Origin of the sequence: Pseudomonas sp. TCU-HL1 (genome assembly GCF_001708505.1) — a bacterium.
Lineage (GTDB): Bacteria > Pseudomonadota > Gammaproteobacteria > Pseudomonadales > Pseudomonadaceae > Metapseudomonas.
Genome location: NZ_CP015992.1, coordinates 596,025 through 612,961, shown reverse-complemented (window position 1 = coordinate 612,961; position 16,937 = coordinate 596,025). Strand labels below are relative to the sequence as shown.

15 protein-coding genes and 5 pseudogenes are annotated in these 16,937 nt (G+C 59.0%); 13 read left to right on the top strand and 7 right to left on the bottom strand.

Going from position 1 to position 16,937, the window contains the following annotated elements:
• Positions 1 to 50 precede the first annotated feature (50 nt).
• Positions 51 to 299 carry a hypothetical protein gene (locus THL1_RS02775; RefSeq protein ID WP_069081854.1) on the bottom strand — a complete coding sequence of 83 codons (249 nt, stop codon included), beginning with the start codon at positions 297 to 299 and terminating at the stop codon, positions 51 to 53.
• 386 nt (positions 300 to 685) lie between these two features.
• Here THL1_RS02775 and ltrA point away from each other — a divergent pair.
• The 8 genes and pseudogenes from ltrA to THL1_RS02740 all read left to right on the top strand — a co-directional run.
• Positions 686 to 1,579: pseudogene (gene ltrA / locus THL1_RS02770) on the top strand (group II intron reverse transcriptase/maturase); the annotation flags it as partial.
• Positions 1,580 to 1,942: 363 nt separating this feature from the next.
• On the top strand, positions 1,943 to 2,272 hold the full coding sequence (locus tag THL1_RS02765; protein ID WP_069081853.1) for a hypothetical protein: 330 nt from the start codon (positions 1,943 to 1,945) through the stop codon (positions 2,270 to 2,272).
• Between the two features lie 93 nt (positions 2,273 to 2,365).
• A complete protein-coding gene (locus THL1_RS02760; protein WP_069081852.1) occupies positions 2,366 to 3,334 on the top strand; it encodes a DUF932 domain-containing protein in 969 nt (322 codons plus the stop codon).
• A 75-nt stretch (positions 3,335 to 3,409) separates the two neighbouring features.
• A complete protein-coding gene (locus tag THL1_RS02755; RefSeq protein WP_069081851.1) occupies positions 3,410 to 4,414 on the top strand; it encodes a YqaJ viral recombinase family protein in 1,005 nt (334 codons plus the stop codon).
• A gap of 91 nt (positions 4,415 to 4,505) precedes the next feature.
• Complete coding sequence (locus THL1_RS02750) at positions 4,506 to 5,456, top strand: hydrolase or metal-binding protein (protein WP_069081850.1); 951 nt, start codon at positions 4,506 to 4,508, stop codon at positions 5,454 to 5,456.
• Positions 5,428 to 5,925, top strand: a complete 498-nt coding sequence (radC, locus tag THL1_RS02745) for a RadC family protein (RefSeq protein ID WP_069081849.1) — start codon at positions 5,428 to 5,430, stop codon at positions 5,923 to 5,925. The genes THL1_RS02750 and radC overlap by 29 nt, the downstream gene beginning before the upstream one ends.
• Positions 5,926 to 5,935: 10 nt before the next feature.
• Positions 5,936 to 6,100 carry a hypothetical protein gene (locus THL1_RS30250; RefSeq protein ID WP_023835624.1) on the top strand — a complete coding sequence of 55 codons (165 nt, stop codon included), beginning with the start codon at positions 5,936 to 5,938 and terminating at the stop codon, positions 6,098 to 6,100.
• A 123-nt stretch (positions 6,101 to 6,223) separates the two neighbouring features.
• Positions 6,224 to 6,526 (top strand): annotated as a pseudogene (locus tag THL1_RS02740) (hypothetical protein).
• A gap of 37 nt (positions 6,527 to 6,563) precedes the next feature.
• Here the strand turns inward: THL1_RS02740 and THL1_RS30365 are convergent.
• From THL1_RS30365 to THL1_RS31140, 3 genes and pseudogenes are all read right to left on the bottom strand, one after another.
• A complete protein-coding gene (locus THL1_RS30365) occupies positions 6,564 to 6,950 on the bottom strand; it encodes a hypothetical protein (RefSeq protein WP_202969620.1) in 387 nt (128 codons plus the stop codon).
• Positions 6,929 to 7,699, bottom strand: a complete 771-nt coding sequence (locus tag THL1_RS29440; RefSeq protein WP_237234761.1) for a hypothetical protein — start codon at positions 7,697 to 7,699, stop codon at positions 6,929 to 6,931. Before THL1_RS29440 ends, THL1_RS30365 begins: the two co-directional genes overlap by 22 nt.
• 166 nt (positions 7,700 to 7,865) lie before the next feature.
• A pseudogene (locus THL1_RS31140) lies at positions 7,866 to 9,030 on the bottom strand (reverse transcriptase domain-containing protein); the annotation flags it as partial.
• 155 nt (positions 9,031 to 9,185) lie between these two features.
• Here THL1_RS31140 and tnpA point away from each other — a divergent pair.
• The 3 genes and pseudogenes from tnpA (at position 9,186) to tnpC (ending at position 11,487) form a co-directional block, all read left to right on the top strand.
• Entirely contained in the window at positions 9,186 to 9,503 is a 318-nt protein-coding gene (gene tnpA, locus THL1_RS28670; RefSeq protein ID WP_083245796.1) for an IS66-like element accessory protein TnpA, read from the top strand.
• Positions 9,500 to 9,835: pseudogene (gene tnpB / locus THL1_RS30465) on the top strand (IS66 family insertion sequence element accessory protein TnpB). Before tnpA ends, tnpB begins: the two are co-directional and overlap by 4 nt.
• 61 nt (positions 9,836 to 9,896) lie before the next feature.
• Positions 9,897 to 11,487 (top strand): annotated as a pseudogene (gene tnpC, locus THL1_RS02715) (IS66 family transposase).
• 85 nt (positions 11,488 to 11,572) lie between these two features.
• Here tnpC and THL1_RS02710 read toward each other — a convergent pair.
• A complete protein-coding gene (locus tag THL1_RS02710) occupies positions 11,573 to 12,229 on the bottom strand; it encodes an inovirus Gp2 family protein (protein ID WP_069081846.1) in 657 nt (218 codons plus the stop codon).
• Between the two features lie 322 nt (positions 12,230 to 12,551).
• Positions 12,552 to 12,752, bottom strand: coding sequence for a helix-turn-helix transcriptional regulator (locus tag THL1_RS02705; protein WP_069081845.1), 201 nt, complete (start codon positions 12,750 to 12,752; stop codon positions 12,552 to 12,554).
• A gap of 532 nt (positions 12,753 to 13,284) precedes the next feature.
• Here THL1_RS02705 and THL1_RS02700 point away from each other — a divergent pair.
• Both THL1_RS02700 and THL1_RS02695 read left to right on the top strand, forming a co-directional pair.
• A complete protein-coding gene (locus THL1_RS02700; protein ID WP_069081844.1) occupies positions 13,285 to 14,133 on the top strand; it encodes a hypothetical protein in 849 nt (282 codons plus the stop codon).
• Positions 14,134 to 14,224: 91 nt separating this feature from the next.
• Positions 14,225 to 15,451, top strand: a complete 1,227-nt coding sequence (locus THL1_RS02695) for an IS256 family transposase (RefSeq protein WP_069081843.1) — start codon at positions 14,225 to 14,227, stop codon at positions 15,449 to 15,451.
• Positions 15,452 to 15,583: 132 nt separating this feature from the next.
• On the opposite strand, the gene THL1_RS02690 is transcribed toward THL1_RS02695, so the two are convergent.
• A complete protein-coding gene (locus tag THL1_RS02690) occupies positions 15,584 to 16,786 on the bottom strand; it encodes a tyrosine-type recombinase/integrase (protein ID WP_069081842.1) in 1,203 nt (400 codons plus the stop codon).
• Positions 16,787 to 16,937 lie beyond the last annotated feature (151 nt).

Sequence of the window (16,937 nt, the reverse complement as noted above, 5' to 3'; positions counted from 1 at the left end):
CTGCCATAAGGCGCTGATCGAAAGTGCAGTGTCGTGCGCTCCCCCAACACTCACCCCGCTGTTGCGGCAGCCGCCGGTCGCCCTGCCCGGCTCAGCACGTTGAAGCTGGTGATGGCGGCAAACGCGAAGGCCCCTTGCAGCCCGATCATGGGCCAGACGGTACCGTCTTGCAGTACGCCGAGCAGCAAGCCACTGCAGGTGGCACCAAACATCTGGGCAAAGCCCATCAACCCTGCCGCCAGGCCAGCTCGGTGGGCGTTGGGGATCACCACGCCGGCCACCGAGGCGGGGATCAACATGCCACCGCCCAGGTGAATGGGACGACTTGGAGGTGAAAGTCCTCTGCACGCCCGGCAAGGGGAAGTGCTAGCGGAAGGCAAGGGTGTCGCGGGTGACTGCGAATCTGAAGGAAGCCGGAAGCAAATTGCTGGCCTGACGAACAGGAAGCGGATGGAAGCGGCGTAGCGGGGTGAGGCGGCCCAAATCGTCAAAGCCCGGTACTTGCACGGCACGCTACGACGAAGATCCGCCAGGCATAAGCAGGAAGGTCGCGCGAATTACCCTGGGAGATCTGTGCGCTTGCCGATGTGCTACCGGGCGTCGAGAGGCGACGGGATGGGCGTGCAGAAGTCAGCCGAGGCCGTAGTAAGCGGTGCTAACCACACCACCAAGGGCCGAACAGGTTATACCGCCGGTAGGCGTTGGAGTCTCATGGGATGTCGAACCGCAGAAGTTTCCCCCAGGGAAGGCCGTTCCCCGGCATGGCGGACGGTATCCGCACATGACGGCTGACAGTGCGCAGACACCGATGGCGTCTGTAACGTGGACGAAAGCGGAGCCGAACACGCTGCTGGAGCGGGCGCTGTCACTGGCGAACCTGCGGCGTGCATATCGACGGGTAGTGAGCAACCAGGGCGCACCGGGGGCCGATGGCTTGTCGGTGAGCGACCTGGCGTGCTACCTGAAACAGTATTGGCCGCACCTGCGGGAGCGGCTGCTGGCGGGGGCGTACCAGCCGCACGGCGTCCGTGCGGTGAACATTCCCAAGCCCCAGGGCGGTGTCAGAACGCTGGGGATACCCAGCGTGCTGGATCGCTTGATCCAGCAGGCCCTGCTGCAGCAATTGACGCCGCTGTTCGAACCGCTGTTCTCGGACTTCAGCTACGGCTTTCGTCCGGGACGCAGCGCGCACCTGGCTGTCGAAATGGCCCGGGCCCATGTGGCGGCGGGCTATCGCTGGAGCGTGGAGCTGGACCTGGAGCAGTTCTTCGACCGGGTCAACCACGACCTGCTGATGGAGCTGCTGGCACGTCAGGTCGAAGACCCGCGTGTGCTACGGCTAATCCGGCGCTACCTGGAAGCCGGGGTCATGGACGGCGGGCTCGTGAGCCCACGGCGGGAGGGGACGCCGCAAGGCGGGCCGCTCTCGCCGCTGCTCTCGAACATCCTGCTGAACGAGCTCGATCAGGAGCTGAGCCGGCGCGGTCATCGCTTCGTACGCTATGCCGACGATGCGAACGTCTACGTGCGCAGTCGACAGGCGGGCGAGCGGGTGATGGCCAGCCTGGAGCATTTCCTGGAACCTGCTGGGCAATAGTGCGCCGATGGCAGCGATGAAGGCCTGCCCCCCCGTTGGCTGGCCGCTGAGCTCGTCGCACAGTATCGCCGAAGCCACACTTGCCCGAATCAGTTGAATAACTCGGATCGACACACCAAGCGCCCACGGGGCCTCTGGGCGCCGCTAAAACAATCCAATATCCAGCTATCCATCACCTGCTGCGTTTTTACACGGCCTGGGCCGGCATCTGCCGGCCCCACCGGCAACTTTTGGTCCACAGCAGCCCGTCCCCTTGGATAAGCTGCTCGCGACACAACCATTCGATTCGAAAAAATCTCAGCCCTACATAACCGCAATGACATCACCACCAAGGAGGTTTACCCCATGTCATTGCAGTGCCCTCGCTGTCACTCCCCCAAAGTCGCTTCCTTCCATCACGCCATGAAAGTCGGCGCCGCCATCGGCACCGTGGGCGGTGTTGCGCGTGGCGTCAGCGCTGCCCTGGCGGGTGGTCAGGTCGGCGCAGCGCTCGGCGCTCTCGCCGGGCCCGTCGGTATCACCCTCGGTTCCGTGTCGGGCGCCATCCTCGGCGGCCTGGCTGGCGGCGTGGGTGGCTGCGCGCTCGGCGCTCAGTTGGGTGAGTCGCTTGATCGCCACGTTCTGGCCCACAACCTCTGCCTGCTCTGCGGTCATCGCTTCAACCTGCCGGCCTGATCCGACGCCACTCTCTCCTCATTTCAGTCGTCCGGTTGGTGCTGCGCCTCGCGCAGCGCTTTATGCCGGCTTGCACTCAAAGGAATCGTTCACATGGCTCATCTCGTCGAAACCATGGCCTACGCTGGCGCCGCTCCCTGGCACGGCCTGGGCAATCAGCTCACTCAGAAACAACCCATCGAGGTCTGGCAGCGCGAAGCCGGCATGGACTGGCAGATTCTGGAAAGCCCGGTGCACTTCAAGTCGGACGCGGTCGGCCACCTGGGCGCTATCCATTCCTTCCCGGAACAGAAAGTGCTCTACCGCTCCGATACCAAGGCCCCGCTGTCAGTCGTCTCCAACCGCTATCACACCGTGCAGCCGCGCGAGGTGTTGGAGTTCTACCGAGATCTGACGGAAATCTCCGGGTATGAGTTGGAAACGGCCGGCGTGCTCAAGGGCGGACGCAAGTTCTGGGCGTTGGCACGCACTGGCCAAGGCACAGCGCTCAAGGGTAACGATCAGGTCAACGGCTACTTGCTGCTCGCTACGTCCTGCGATGGCACCCTGGCCACTACGGCTACGCCCACTACCGTGCGCGTGGTCTGCAATAACACCCTGACCATCGCCCTGGACGGCTCCAGCCGCGCCATCAAGGTACCGCACAACACTCGCTTCGATCCCCAGATGGTGAAGAAACAACTCGGTATCGCCGTCTCCGGCTGGGACGATTTCATGTACCGCATGCGCGCCCTGGCCGAGCGCAAGGTTAAGACCAAAGAAGCCTTGAGCTTCATCACAACAGTATTGGGTGACCACTCTCCTCGCGGTCAGCAAGCCGAGGTCGTACCGAACATTCGCGCCATGCAAAAGGTGGAGTACTTGTATCAGGGGCGCGGTCGTGGCAGCAGCCTTGAGTCAGCCAATGGCACCGCCTGGGGTCTACTCAACGCGGTGACCGAGTATGTCGATCACGAGCGCCGCGCCCGCAGCAACGAGTACCGCCTGGACTCGGCTTGGTTCGGCCAGGGGGCACAGATCAAGCAACGCGCCCTGGATGCGGCCCTACGTCTCGTCGCTTAACCCTCAATTACATCAACCCTCGCGCCCGGTCAGCCTCGTGCTGGTCGGGCGTTTTTCTGTCTGCAGGTGAATACCATGAAAGCCACTTCATTGAATCGCAGCACCAGCAAAACCCGCCCTGCCCTTCGCCTGGTCAGCACCAAGGAGCTGCCACGCGAGGACTGGCTGCAGATCCGCAAGCAAGGCATCGGCAGTTCGGACGCCGCTGCTGCAGTCGGCCTCAATCCCTATAAGTCGCAACTGGAGTTGTGGTTGGAGAAGACCGGGCGCGATGCCGGTATGCCCAAAGCCGATCCCTACGATGAGGAAAGTCCGATGTACTGGGGCAATGTCCTGGAGCCCATCGTCGCCTGGCACTACAGCAAGCGCACCAAGAACAAGGTGCGCCGCATCAACGCCGTGCTGCAGCATCCCGATCCCCAGCTACCCTGGATGCTGGCCAACATCGACCGCGAGGTGATCGGTGCCGACGATGTGCAGATCCTCGAATGCAAGACCGCCGGCATAAATGGAGCACGCCTCTGGAAGGAAGGCGTGCCCGAGTATGTGCAGTTGCAGGTGATGCACCAGCTCGCCGTCACCGGCAAGCGGGCGGCGGATGTGGCGGTACTGCTCGGCGGCCAGACGCTGGAGATCCACCGTATCGAGCGGGACGAGCAGATGATCGCGCGCCTAATCGAGCTGGAGCGCAAGTTCTGGCACTACGTCGAGACGGATACGCCACCGCCGGCCGATGGCACCGCTTCCGCCGAAGCGGCCCTGCGCTGCCTCTACCCGGAAGATAACGGCCAGGTCGTCGACTTCAGCAGCCATGCCGGACTGGCCGCCGCCTTCATCGAGCTCAAGGCCGTGCGCCAGTCGATTGCCGACAAGGAAAAACGCGAGGCCGAGCTCAAGCAGATGCTGCAGCAGGCCATGGGCGATGCCAGTCGGGCGGAGTTCTCCAGCGGCTACGTCAGCTGGCGCAAAGCCAAGGACAGCGTCGGCCTCGATGTCGCTCAGCTGCTCCAGGACAAGCCTTACCTGCAGGCCAAGTACCCACTGCTGAAACCCGGTGCGCGGCGCTTCTTGGTCGGCTGATTTCCATCTTCATCCCCCTTTCCCTCCCCTTGGCCAGTCCACGCAGTTCGCTCTGCGTGGCTGGCCTTTGTTCATTTCCAGGAGAACCACCATGCTGAAAGGCTTAGTCCTGACACCCCCTGTTCTCGGGCGCATCTCCATCGGTAAGGTCATCGAGAAGAACGGCAAGCGCCTGCCGGAGAAGGATGACCAATTCACCATCACCTCCCAGGTACAAAGCAAGGACGGCTGGCTGTTGCACCCGCTCAATGACGAGCTGCGTCAGGGCAAGGACGACAAGCTGCGCAGCATCCCGGTGCGTCTGCTGTTCAATGAGCCGGAGCTGAATTTCCGCGCCGACTACACCTTGTTCGACCGCCAGTCCGGACGCCCGCTGTGCGTCGGCAATGGTGAGACCTGCAAGCGCGTCACTCAAGACGGCATGCAATCACTGCCCTGCCCTTCGCCGGACGCCTGCTCGTTGGCCAAAGGCAATGCCTGCAAGCCCTACGGCCGACTGAACGTGGTCATTGGCGATGACGATCCGCTGGGTAGCTTCGTGCTCCGTACCACCGGCTTCAACAGCATCCGCACCCTGGCGGCTCGACTGCATTACTTCCAGGCCATCTCCGGCAACCGACTGGCGTGCCTGCCGTTGGAACTGCGTCTGCGTGGCAAGTCCACCCGGCAGAGCCATGGCACCCCGATCTTCTACGTCGACCTGACGGTACGCGGCGGTATGGACATGAAGGAGGCGCTGCTGGCCGCCAATGAGCTCGATACGCAGCGGCAAGCAGCAGGCTTCGATCAGGCCGCGCTGGATGAAGCGGCGCAGCGTGGCTTCGGCAATGGTGCCTTCGAGGACAGCGAGGAAGACGTTGGCGCCATCGCCGAGGAGTTCTACCCCGCCGCAGAAACCCCACCGCCAGCCACCAACACTCCCCAGCGCTCGACGAAAGCCAGCCTGGCCGAGAAGCTGGACGCACAAGCCCAGCGCCATACCTCACCGACTGATCACCATCAAGGAACCCACCATGCGCCTGCACAAGCTGAAGGCCAGTGAATCGACCGGCACCTACCTGGTTGATTCACCGGTCACCGAAACCGACATCCTGCTGATGGCCCGGCAGTTGGCGAATCTGCGTCTGCGCCGGGGGCGAGCACTGACCTCACCGAAGGAAGTATTCAGCCACCTGCAGGCGCTGCTCGCCGACCATAAGCATGAGGTATTCGCCCTGCTTCTGCTCGACAGCCGGCATCGGGTGATTGCCTTTCAGGAGCTGTTTCGCGGCACCCTCGATGGAGCAAGCGTTTACCCCAGGGAAGTCGTGAAGATCGCCCTGGAATACAACGCTGCCGCCATGATCCTGGTACACAACCACCCATCAGGAGACCCCGAGCCCAGCCAGGCAGATCGTACGCTCACCACGAAACTGCAGGAGGCGCTGAACCTGGTAGGTGTGCGCACGCTCGACCATATCGTGGTGGGCCATGAAGGCTGCGTGTCACTGGCAGAACTGGGCTACCTGTGAGGAGTCTGGCATGAAGCTATTACTTCGCACCTTTGCAGCAGTGTTCGTATTTGCCGGCATCCTCGCAGGCTGCCTGGCAATGTTGCTGCTGGTGATTCTGATGGTGCGCTTTCCACCGCTACTAATTGCCTTGGTGCTGGCATGCTGGATCTTGAGTCGGCTACAAAGGAGCTAATTCGATAGGCCAATGTTCAGGGAGAGCCGCTTGCCAGCGGCTCTCCCTGAACAGATCCTTGGATGTTCTTTTTTTGCCAGTCAGGCAGAATCCACCGCCCGATTGGATTTCAACCAAGCACTGATGAAACTACTCAACACCTAGGACGACCGAGATGAAGCCGAAGCCGCTGCCGAAAAGCTCAGTGGGGAAAAGCGTCTTGCCAGCGAACGCGACGCCACCGTGGTCATCTACAACCTGTTTGGCTTACCGAGCTGGGGAAACTTTCATCGACTGGGAATGTACAACCTGGGCGAGCTGAAAGGCCTACTGGATCGCCGTGAGACCTGGCAGCCAGCCGATCAGGCACGACACACTGAGATCCTCGCCACACTGAAAACCGTCGCCAAGAACTACGGCATCGAAATCCCAGGTCACTGGCAGTAGCAGCGGGCGTCATCAAGGACGCCCACCCTCAAGGTCTCTACTCAAACTCGTAGGTATTCACCTTCAGCACGCTGCAGTTCTCCTTCACCGAACGCTGCACCGAGTCATCAAAACCACCTGCGCTGCTGGCCTGGATATCGATGGAAATGGTCACATTCACGCCGTGCTTGACCGTGAACTGCTGAATCACCTCATCGACCAGCGTTGCAAACTGCATCTTGGCTTTGACCGGATCTAGCTCGGCGCTGGCATAGAACTGTGTCGGCAACGTCTTGGCAACCGGCACATCGACCGAGCCCGACGAACCGCCCACCGCACCAGCACCAGCACCAGCACCAGCACCAGCACCAGCACCAGCACCACCGACTGTACCGCCGGAGCTTCCGGTAGGAATGTCATGAATCAGCTCGCCAGCAGGTTGCACCGTTGACGATACATTGGCGGCTGCCTCCTTGGCTCTGAGCGCCTCTGCATAGTCCGATGCCACGCTTGCTCGCCTCGACTTTTAAGGATCTCCAACGCCTTGTTCAGCGCCGCATTCGGCCCGGTTTTGCTGTAAGGCGAATCAGGCGCCAGCACCACCAGGCGCAGCGTCCAGTCATCCGGCACATCGGCACTGCCAGTAAAAACGTGCACGCCACCAAAACAGCCGCCCAGATTGTTGAGGCGCTGACGCAGGGTCGGGAACACATCCTCACGATCTTTGAAGCGCTTCTTGCGCTCCTCCATCTCGCGGCGCAAGTTCGGGCGCGTGTCGAACCAGTAACGGCTGTTGGCACTATTCAGGTAATGCAGCTTGTCACCCAAGCGGCGCAAGGCGTCCTCGTACAGGCCCAGTTGCTGCTCCGGCTGAGCGCTGCCTAGCAGCACGCGCTCCATCTCGATACCGCGAACCAACTGGCTGGAAGTTGTCGGTGCACTACCGAGGAAAATCGTGCGTGCAGTTCGACGACAGGCGTGCACAGCACCAAGGCGCGCATCGTGATTTTCAATGGCGACGGTTTCGGCGCGCGGTCCGTCGATATCCCGATCCACGACCGGATCCCAGCCTGCGGGCAGGTAATAGGTGAACTCGTTGCGGGTGTCGGTATCTGCAAACGGCAGGCTGCCGGCCATGATCAACGGATCGTTGTTTCCGTCTTTCCACAGGCTGTAGATGATCTTGGCCATCATCTTCAGCACCCCACGGGTGCGCTGGAAGTTATCGAGACTCGACCAGTCGTCATACAGCCGGTCAAACACCTCCGGATGAATGGGGTAAGCCTGCTTCAGACGCTCGAAGTAATGGCTTTCCTGGGTTTCGGACGGGAACTTGCCACTGTGAGCAATGTAGAAATCCGCGCCACTGCCTTGCCCACAGATCCAGCACGTAGTGAAGATAGATATTCGCCAAAAGCGGCGATATCACCGCGCCTTGGGGGGTACCCTTCGTCGCGGCCACCCTACGGCCGTTCTCCATCACGCCCGCTTGGAGCCATTTGCAGATAAGCCCGAGCATGCGCCGGTCTGCAAACCCGGTGTCCCAGAAACATCAGCATCCACTCGTGATCGATCTCATCAAAGAACGACGTGATGTCCGCATCCAATATCCAGTTCACCTTCTGGCTCTTGAGCGCAACCGTCAACGCATCCAGCGCATCGTGCTGGCTACGTCCCGGTCGAAACCCATACGAGAACCCGAGAAAGTCTTCTTCATAGATCGCATTCAGAACGGTAACGACTGCCTGCTGTACGATCTTGTCCTCCAGAGAGGCAACACCCAGCGGACGCTGTCTGCCGTCGGTTTTGGGGATATAGACCCGCCGTGACGGCGTTGCCCGGTAGGCCCCACTGTGGAGCCTTGCGTGCAAGGTGCTCAGCCGCTGGAGAAGACCTTCCTCGTACTCTCGCCACGACATGCCGTCCACGCCCACCGCTGCATCGCGGCGCAGGGTATAGAAGCTCTGCGCCAATAACTGCGGTGTGATGTGGTGCAGCAATGCCGTGAATTGCATGCCCTTGTTCCTTCGGGCTGCTTCACGTACACCTTCAAGTACCATCGACGCGCAACTGATCCGGCTCTGTGTCCGGGGCGCGGGGGGCCTGTCGGTGTTTCCCTTGGCTACGTCCCTTTCCTCCACTATCTCCGCAGGGCCAGGCCCTTTGTTCGATGGCTTCTCAGGTACTACGGACGTATCCGACTTCTCAGCGGCGTGGGCAGCAGGGTTACGGCTTTTGGCCTTTCCTGCTCCGCCCGGTGCTTGCGCACCGGGCACCGCTGAGATCTCCCAGTTTCTGTGCGAAGGACTTCCCGACGTGCACAGGGTCTCCGACCGCGCGGGATCAGAGCATGACTGGCGTATAACGCCATGCTCCGTATTGCCTTCTGCTTCGCTTAACAGCATCGGCATCCCGGATTCCTGATTACGCGGCTCAATGGCTGGCCCATCGGTTTCCCCTGTCAACGCTTCACCCTGCACCTCACGGTGCAACATGCATGACTCGGGGTCTGGTTGATTCGCCATTTCTTACCAGTATCGAACTTTCATCGACTATCCTCCGCCAGCTTTAACTGGCGCACTAAGCGTCCAGCCAAGTCACCTTCCGAACTCCAGCATTAAGGGCGATGGTGTCCGCGTATTTTTAAGCGGACGCGATAGCCCTTATCGCCGGGATTTCCATGCGCCAACGAAGCTCTTACCCCAAACCGTTCAAGGCCCAGGTTGTTCAGGAGTGCCTGCAACCCGGTGCGACCGTCTCCAGCGTTGCCATCAGCCACGGCATCAACGCCAACGTCATTCGCAAGTGGCTACCGCTTTACCGAGATCAGCCACCGGCGGCGTTGCCGGCGTTCGTTCCATTGAGGGCTACGCCTAAACGGCCGGCTGAAGCATCGGTGATTATCGAGCTACCGCTTGGCGAGCAATCGGTCACGGTGAAATGGCCAGCCTCTGATCCTGAAGGCTGCGCCCGGTTTGTACGCGGGCTCATGCAGTGATTCGCATCGACGCTATCTGGCTCGCTACCGAGCCGATGGACATGCGTGCTGGCACTGAAACCGCGTTGGCCCGCGTGATCGCGGTGTTCGGTGCGGCGAAGCCGCACTGCGCCTATCTCTTCGCCAACCGCCGCGCCAACCGCATGAAAGTCCTGGTGCATGACGGCGTGGGTATCTGACTGGCTGCGCGGCGATTGAACCAGGGCAAGTTTCACTGGCCGGGCATCCGGCACGGCTCGGAAGTCGAACTCGGCACCGAGCAACTTCAGGCTTTGGTACTGGGTCTACCCTGGCAGCGGGTCGGTGCAGCCGGCGCGATCACAGTGCTGTAGCACCTGCCATTAGCCCATCGGTTTATCTCCGCTGACCGCCTGCTCTGGCACAATCAGCGGCATGACTGCCTCGCCCAATCTCGACCAACTGACACCTGAACAGCTGCGCGCACTGGCCGCGCAGTTGCTCACGCAGGTCGACATGATGGGTAAGAAGATCCACCGCGACCAAACGGTTATCGAGAACCTCACCCACGAAATCGCCATCCTCAAGCGGCACAAGTTCGCCAAGCGCAGCGAGCAACTGAGCCCTGACCAGGGCAGCCTGCTGGAAGACCTGCTCGACACCGACATCATGGCTATCGAGGCCGAGCTGAAAGCCGTCAATCCTCCGGTTGCCCCAGCCGAACCACGTCAACAGCCCAAGCGCACACCGCTGCCAGCGCAATTCCCGCGCACCGTGATCCATCACGAACCGGACACCACCCAGTGCGCCTGCGGCTGCCAGCTGCAACGCATCGGTGAAGACGTCAGCGAAAAGCTGGATTACACGCCGGGCGTGTTCACCGTCGAACAGCACGTACGTGGGAAATGGGCCTGTCGCCAGTGCGAAACACTGATCCAGGCACCAGTGCCGGCCCAGGTGATCGACAAGGGCATCCCCACCGCCGGCCTCCTGGCTCACGTGATGGTGGCCAAATTCGCTGATCACTTGCCGCTGTACCGGCAGGAGAAGATTTTTGGTCGTGCCGGTCTCGCTATCGCCCGCTCGACGCTGGCGCAGTGGGTCGGGCAAACCGGCGTACAGCTTCAGCCGCTGGTCGATGCGCTGCGCGAAGCCGTGCTGGGCCAACGCGTGATCCACGCTGACGAAACCCCGGTGCAAATGCTCGCCCCGGGCGAGAAGAAAACCCATCGGGCTTACGTCTGGGCCTACAGCACCACGCCCTTCGCCGACCTGAAGGCCGTGGTCTACGACTTCAGCCCCAGCCGTGCCGGCGAGCATGCGCGCAATTTTCTTGGCCAGTGGAATGGCAAGCTGGTCTGCGACGACTTCGCTGGCTACAAGGCCGGTTTCGAGCAAGGCATCACCGAAATCGGCTGCATGGCCCATTATCCAGAGAGTGGTTTTATCCGGAGCTCCGCATAAGGCTCACGCTCGACGCAAATTCATCGAGGCACAGAAGGTGCAGCCCAAGGGCAAGATCGGGCGCGCCGACATGGCCTTGAACCTGATCAACCAGCTGTACGGCATCGAGCGCGATCACAAGGACAGCGGCAACCTGGAACGTCACGCCGCACGACAGCAGCGCAGCCGGCCCCTCCTGGAACAGCTCAAGGCCTGGCTGGACAAGACCCAGCCACAGGTCGCCGCGCAGAATGCCCTGGGCAAGGCGGTGAACTACCTGGCCAGCAACTGGAGCCGGCTCGTGCGCTATGTCGAAGGCGGGCATCTGCCCATCGACAACAACCGTGCCGAGAACGCCATCCGTCCTTTCGTGATCGGCCGCAAGAACTGGCTGTTCAGCGACACGCCCAAGGGCGCCACGGCCAGCGCGCAGCTCTACAGCCTGATCGAAACGGCCAAAGCCAACGGGCAAGAACCCTATGCCTGGCTGCGCCACGTCCTGGAGCGCCTGCCAACGGCCAACAGTGTCGAAGACTACGAAGCCCTGCTGCCGTGGAACTGCCCGCCGACTAGCACATCCTGATCGCGATACCCCGTCAAAGGAAGACGGGGTTTATGGAGCGGTTACTCTGCTGGAGGGTCAGCACGCAAGACATTGCAAAGGGCTGTCAGAGCCGACTCGCACCGAAGCTATGCTGGCCATCCCCATAAACCTTGGTGGCTGCCTTGCAGAGGTAGCTGGCCCTGTAGAAAAAGTCAGCCTGGCTCTGCGGGTCATTGCGACGCAGACAGTAGGCTGAATTGGTCGGTATCTCGACCAGCCCCCTGACCGCTTCGACTGGTAGCCCCAAGGCACTGGCCCATGCCCCCTCAAGACGGTTGAACATGTTGTCCCTTCCGGCCTCGAACTTGCCAAGGGCATTGAAGGCGTCGAAGTTCAGCAGGAAGGCCACGTGATAGTGAGGCCTTCCATGCTGCCCCACCTCCCTGGCCCAGACGCACCGGACATTACTGTCATGCGCATTCTTGTTCTCCATACGCGCCATACGACGGTTGTGCCGTATCTTGGCCTTGAATGACTCGACAAAGCGCTCGATTACCTGATTCGTGTAATGGCTTTCGGGTAGATCAATGCCTGTAGGGAACCGCAGATCAACCCTGAAAGCGAATACACGAGAATACTGCTCAACAGCCCGCTCCGTAGTACTGCGGAGTCTTTCCAGATACTGCTGAACAAATGGTCCTTTATCTACCTGAATAGGCATTCCACAGTAGCTACTTTCATTATGAACCATCAGACTTGCATTTTGAGGATGACGCTGCATTGCTAAACACTCCAGTGCTAGTTTCATATCTTCCTAGCACTGAGTATTTTTTAACAAATCACTATCAAGAGCATCAATCAGGCATCTGTGAATGCCTGATATTCATCACCGATGCACACCCATGCCTAACGACACTTGGTAGATTAACAATAAAGCATACTACCAATACCGAAAGACCAAACAAGGCAAATATCAGACACACCCCAGGAATAACGCATAAAAACCTGGAAAGACATAAAAAATAAGCTCTGGGAAAAAATTGCCACAGCCAGCCAGTCTGGCCGTAACAACTTATCCCTCAAAGCCAAAGAGAACCTAAAAATCACACCGAAACAACCCCTAGCGTGTCGCGCTCCTCTATTCGATCCAAGATCCATTCATCGACCTCACTTTCCAGCCATCCCACACTCCGCCCTCCCAAGGGAATCGGCTTCGGGAACCAGTTTTCGGAGACATATTTGTAAACCGTGGACCGTCCAAGGCCAGTCATTTCCATTACCTGCTGCAGTCGAATTACTTTCATGATGAGCTCCTAATTTGACTCATCAGATCTGGCTTGCGCGTAATTCTTTACATTCAGCGAGCAGCGTCCGCTCCAGAAAACAGGGAAGAAACTTCAATCCAAAATACCCATAGCAGTCTCGCCCCGCACTCACAGCAGAAATACAGATGTACGGGCCACTCATGCGACTCCACGCCAAGAGGGGGAGTTGTACAGGCAAATGAATGACTGAGCGCTCGACGTTCAGCCTCCTCATTTGTAGTCGCACCTTGCTGCCAGCCGACCACCTCAGTTCAACACCGGGCACAGCCCACTCCACTCGCAAGGGACACCCCTGACAGGGCCCGCCACACTCCTTGGAGACAACCAAATGCCTATTGACCTTGCTTTACCTCATAAAAGCCCCGTGTATACTGGCATTCGAGCCACTTTGACATTCTAGAAAAGCATGAGAATTGCGCTACAAAACAGCTAAAAAAATACTATTTTTGCTCTATGGATCTACTAGAGATTAAGCAAGAACCATCCTACGCCCCCAGCCAGAGCCGCATACATGTCAGTTCAAATCAACGACAAACTTCAAAAGACACTTAACGGCTTGAATGCCAATAGTCGATTCAGCACCTGGCTATGGTTCTTTATAAAGTCCCAGTCCCCGCAAACAAATTTAGGTGAGTTCAGAAGCCCCGGAATGCGCGATCGAATGGCAGAAGCAATCAATCAGGATGCTCACCGCGCCGAATTTATCGAAGCACAAAGCGCCATGTTCCTTCTGCCCGAGCAAAGTTTGAGGTGGATAACTGACGACAAAAGACAAAATATTTTTCTAATCAGAAAACTTGCCGAGAAAAATGGAAATAACTACATAACCAGCCCCACCAACCTAACCGGTAGAGACCTAACCATTGCAATAATTGATATCTGGCCAATAGACCAAGCTCAAAAATCAGCGCTAGTCAACCAAACAAAATGGGAATGGGAGAGCCATACAAGCTCAGACCATATATTTAAATGGCTCGACGACCCCGACGAGAAGGAAAAACTGGTCACAGCATGGGAAATAGCCAAAAGCAAATACCCACTCCTCTTCTTTCAGCAAAGCCAATCTCAGGAAAAAGATGACTTAATCATTTCCCTTGACTCGTCAACTCTCACCACACCAGAAAAGATACTGCTCATGGACTCTATCAAGAAACGATGGAGCCAAAACAAATACCGAGCAAAAATGACTGGTAAGAAGCAGTACAACTTCATCATGTCCGAAAAAGCTATCAAACGCCTTGACAAGCTAGCCGAGAAGCATGACCTGAAGCGAACTCAAGTTTTGGAGATACTGTTACAGATGGAGGAAGAAAAAGGAGCTTACATTCCAAAAAAACTAAATCCCCTGATAGATATCTAGAACTTTCGCTGATTGATAGTCCCATTGAGGGTGTCCGAATTTTTGTGTAACCGGTTCATGAGTGACACTGTCGCTCCAGACCGGAGACACCATGAGCAAGACGAAACACCCCATCACCGACGAGCTGCTGGATCAGCTCCTGGCCCATTACCAGAAACCTGAAGACCTGATCGGTGCCGAGGGCATCCTCAAGCAGCTGACCAAGAAGCTGGTCGAGCGGGCGCTGGATGCCGAGCTGACCCATCACCTCGGCCACGACAAGCATCAGCCGGTGAGCAACGCCAGCGGCAATACCCGCAACGGCTTCAGCCGCAAGAAGCTCAAGGGCGAGTTCGGCGAGCTGCCCATCGAGGTGCCCCGTGATCGCCACGGTACCTTCGACCCGCAGATCGTCGAGAAACACCAGACCCGCTGGACGGGCTTCGACGACAAGATCCTCTCGCTGTATGCCCGCGGCCTGACGGTGCGCGAGATTCAGGCGCACCTGCAGGAGATGTATGGGGCCGAGGTCTCGCCCAGCCTGATCTCCTCGGTGACCGATGCGGTAGCCGACGAGGTGAAGGCCTGGCAGTCGCGGCCACTCGATGCGCTCTATCCCATCGTCTACCTGGACTGCATCCACACCAAGGTGCGTGACGGCGCCGTGCGGGTGAAGGCGGTGTACCTGGCGCTCGGGATCAACCTGGCCGGCGAGAAGGAAATCCTCGGTCTGTGGATCGCCCAGAACGAAGGCGCCAAGTTCTGGTTGCAGGTGGTGACCGAGCTGCGCAATCGCGGCGTGCAGGACATCTTCGTCGCCTGCGTGGATGGTCTGAAGGGCTTCCCCGAAGCGATCGAGGCGGTGTTCCCGCTCACCAGCGTGCAGCTGTGCATCGTGCACATGGTGCGGCACAGCCTGAACTACGTATCGTGGAAGCGCCGCGCCGAGGTGGCGGCCGACCTCAAGCGCATCTACCAGTCCGCCACCGCCGACGAGGCCGAACTGCGCCTCGGTGAGTTCGAGGCCAAGTGGGACGACGACTACCTGCCGATTGGCCAGTCCTGGCGGCGCAACTGGCCACGGATCACGCCGTTCTTCGACTTCCCACCGGAGATTCGCAAGGTGATCTACACCACCAATGCCATCGAGTCGGTGAACATGAGTTTGCGCAAGATCACCAAGAACCGCGGCTCGTTCCCCAGCGACGAGGCGCTGCTGAAACTGTTCTACTTGGCGCTGCGTAACATCAGCAAGAAATGGACGATGCCGATCCGTGACTGGAAGGCGGCGCTGACCCGCTTTACGATCAGCTACGAAGACAGGCTGCCGCAGCTGTAATCCCAACCCCGGTTACACAAAATTCTGCACACCCTCGTCCCATTCATGTCACCCAAGGACACAAGCATGACCTGATATAAGCTCTGCAATCCCAATAACCCCAAGAACACAACCAGGCGATTGGGTATCAACTCAGGAGCACTTCCCCTTTGAAATTTGAACATCAATATCGTCGGCCCACGCCTGCATCAACTGGCGTCGCTCTTCCAGATACTCAGCCTGGTTGTAGCTTGCACGCACCTTGTTTCTCTCGGCATGTGCCAACTGACGCTCGATCACGTCTGAGCGATATCCCATTTCGTTCAGCATGGTCGAGGCTGTCGCACGAAAGCCATGCGCCGAAAAGCCGATGCTGTCCTTGCCATTGAATCCCATGCGCTCAAGCGCCCGGTTCAGCGTCGTGGCAGTCATGCACTCGTTCGGCCTGCGATAGTTGGGAAATAGCAGCCGACGACCGCCGGTGTGGGTGTGCAGTTCACGCAGCAGATCGACCGCCTGCCTGGATAGCGGAACGATGTGCGGCTCTCGCATCTTCATGCGCTCTGCAGGAATACGCCACTCAGCCCGATCCAGATCGAATTCACTCCACTCCGCCTTGCGGAGCTCTACGGTGCGAACAAAGGTGTGCAGCATAAGACGCATCGCGATCACCGTAGTCCTGTAGCCGCCGTATTGTTCCAATGCCCTGGAGAAGTCGACTACCTGCTCACGACTGAGCGGCTTGTGATGCTGCACCTTGGGCCGGTGGATAGCGCCTTTCAGGGCTGCAGCAGGATCGGCATCAGCACGCAATGTCGCGACGGCATAGCGAAAGACTGCCGACGACCACTGCCTTACGAGCAGAGCCACCGTTGGAGCACCTCTCGCCTCAATCCGGCTGAGAATCTCCAACAGGTGTGCGACCGATACGCTGCGTATCGGCAGCTTACCCACGAAGGGGAAGACGTCTGCCGCCATGAACCTCTCAACCTGCCGCAAGTAGTAAGGCGTCCAGCCTGGCGCCTTCTTTTTGATCCACTCACGCGCAACCGCCTCGAAGGTGTTCGCATTCGCAGCACTGGTAGCTAGTCGCTCGGCCTGCCGGTTGTGCGAAGGATGGACACCTTGGCGAATCAGCGACCTAGCCTTTTCTCGCTCGTTCCGTGCATCGGCCAGGCCGATCTCCGGATAGCCACCGATAGCAAACACGTTCTCCTTACCATCTATGCGGTAACGCAACCGCCATAGCTTGGCACCGGTGGGACGAACCTCCAGGTACAACCCGCCACCGTCGGTGAGCTTGAGCGACTTGTCGCCAGACTTGGAGTTGCGGATCTTGGCATCGGTCAAGGGCATGGTTGCGGGTATCCGTACTTTGATACCCGCAACGATACCCGCATTATCCGTAGATTCCAATGAACGCCATGGACGACAAAGGACTTATAACCCTTGAAAATACTGGGATCCATGAAGGACCTTAGACGCTAGCGGACATCGGAGGAAGCCA

Excerpts from the sequence above, each read along its gene's own strand:
- THL1_RS02775 (WP_069081854.1), bottom strand. The coding sequence starts at position 299 with ATGTTGATCCCCGCCTCGGTGGCCGGCGTGGTGATCCCCAACGCCCAC.
- THL1_RS02765 (WP_069081853.1), top strand. The coding sequence starts at position 1,943 with ATGTCATTGCAGTGCCCTCGCTGTCACTCCCCCAAAGTCGCTTCCTTC.
- THL1_RS02760 (WP_069081852.1), top strand. The coding sequence starts at position 2,366 with ATGGCTCATCTCGTCGAAACCATGGCCTACGCTGGCGCCGCTCCCTGG.
- THL1_RS02755 (WP_069081851.1), top strand. The coding sequence starts at position 3,410 with ATGAAAGCCACTTCATTGAATCGCAGCACCAGCAAAACCCGCCCTGCC.
- THL1_RS02750 (WP_069081850.1), top strand. The coding sequence starts at position 4,506 with ATGCTGAAAGGCTTAGTCCTGACACCCCCTGTTCTCGGGCGCATCTCC.
- radC (WP_069081849.1), top strand. The coding sequence starts at position 5,428 with ATGCGCCTGCACAAGCTGAAGGCCAGTGAATCGACCGGCACCTACCTG.
- THL1_RS30250 (WP_023835624.1), top strand. The coding sequence starts at position 5,936 with ATGAAGCTATTACTTCGCACCTTTGCAGCAGTGTTCGTATTTGCCGGC.
- THL1_RS29440 (WP_237234761.1), bottom strand. The coding sequence starts at position 7,699 with ATGATGGCCAAGATCATCTACAGCCTGTGGAAAGACGGAAACAACGAT.
- tnpA (WP_083245796.1), top strand. The coding sequence starts at position 9,186 with ATGCGCCAACGAAGCTCTTACCCCAAACCGTTCAAGGCCCAGGTTGTT.
- THL1_RS02710 (WP_069081846.1), bottom strand. The coding sequence starts at position 12,229 with ATGCAGCGTCATCCTCAAAATGCAAGTCTGATGGTTCATAATGAAAGT.
- THL1_RS02705 (WP_069081845.1), bottom strand. The coding sequence starts at position 12,752 with ATGAAAGTAATTCGACTGCAGCAGGTAATGGAAATGACTGGCCTTGGA.
- THL1_RS02700 (WP_069081844.1), top strand. The coding sequence starts at position 13,285 with ATGTCAGTTCAAATCAACGACAAACTTCAAAAGACACTTAACGGCTTG.
- THL1_RS02695 (WP_069081843.1), top strand. The coding sequence starts at position 14,225 with ATGAGCAAGACGAAACACCCCATCACCGACGAGCTGCTGGATCAGCTC.
- THL1_RS02690 (WP_069081842.1), bottom strand. The coding sequence starts at position 16,786 with ATGCCCTTGACCGATGCCAAGATCCGCAACTCCAAGTCTGGCGACAAG.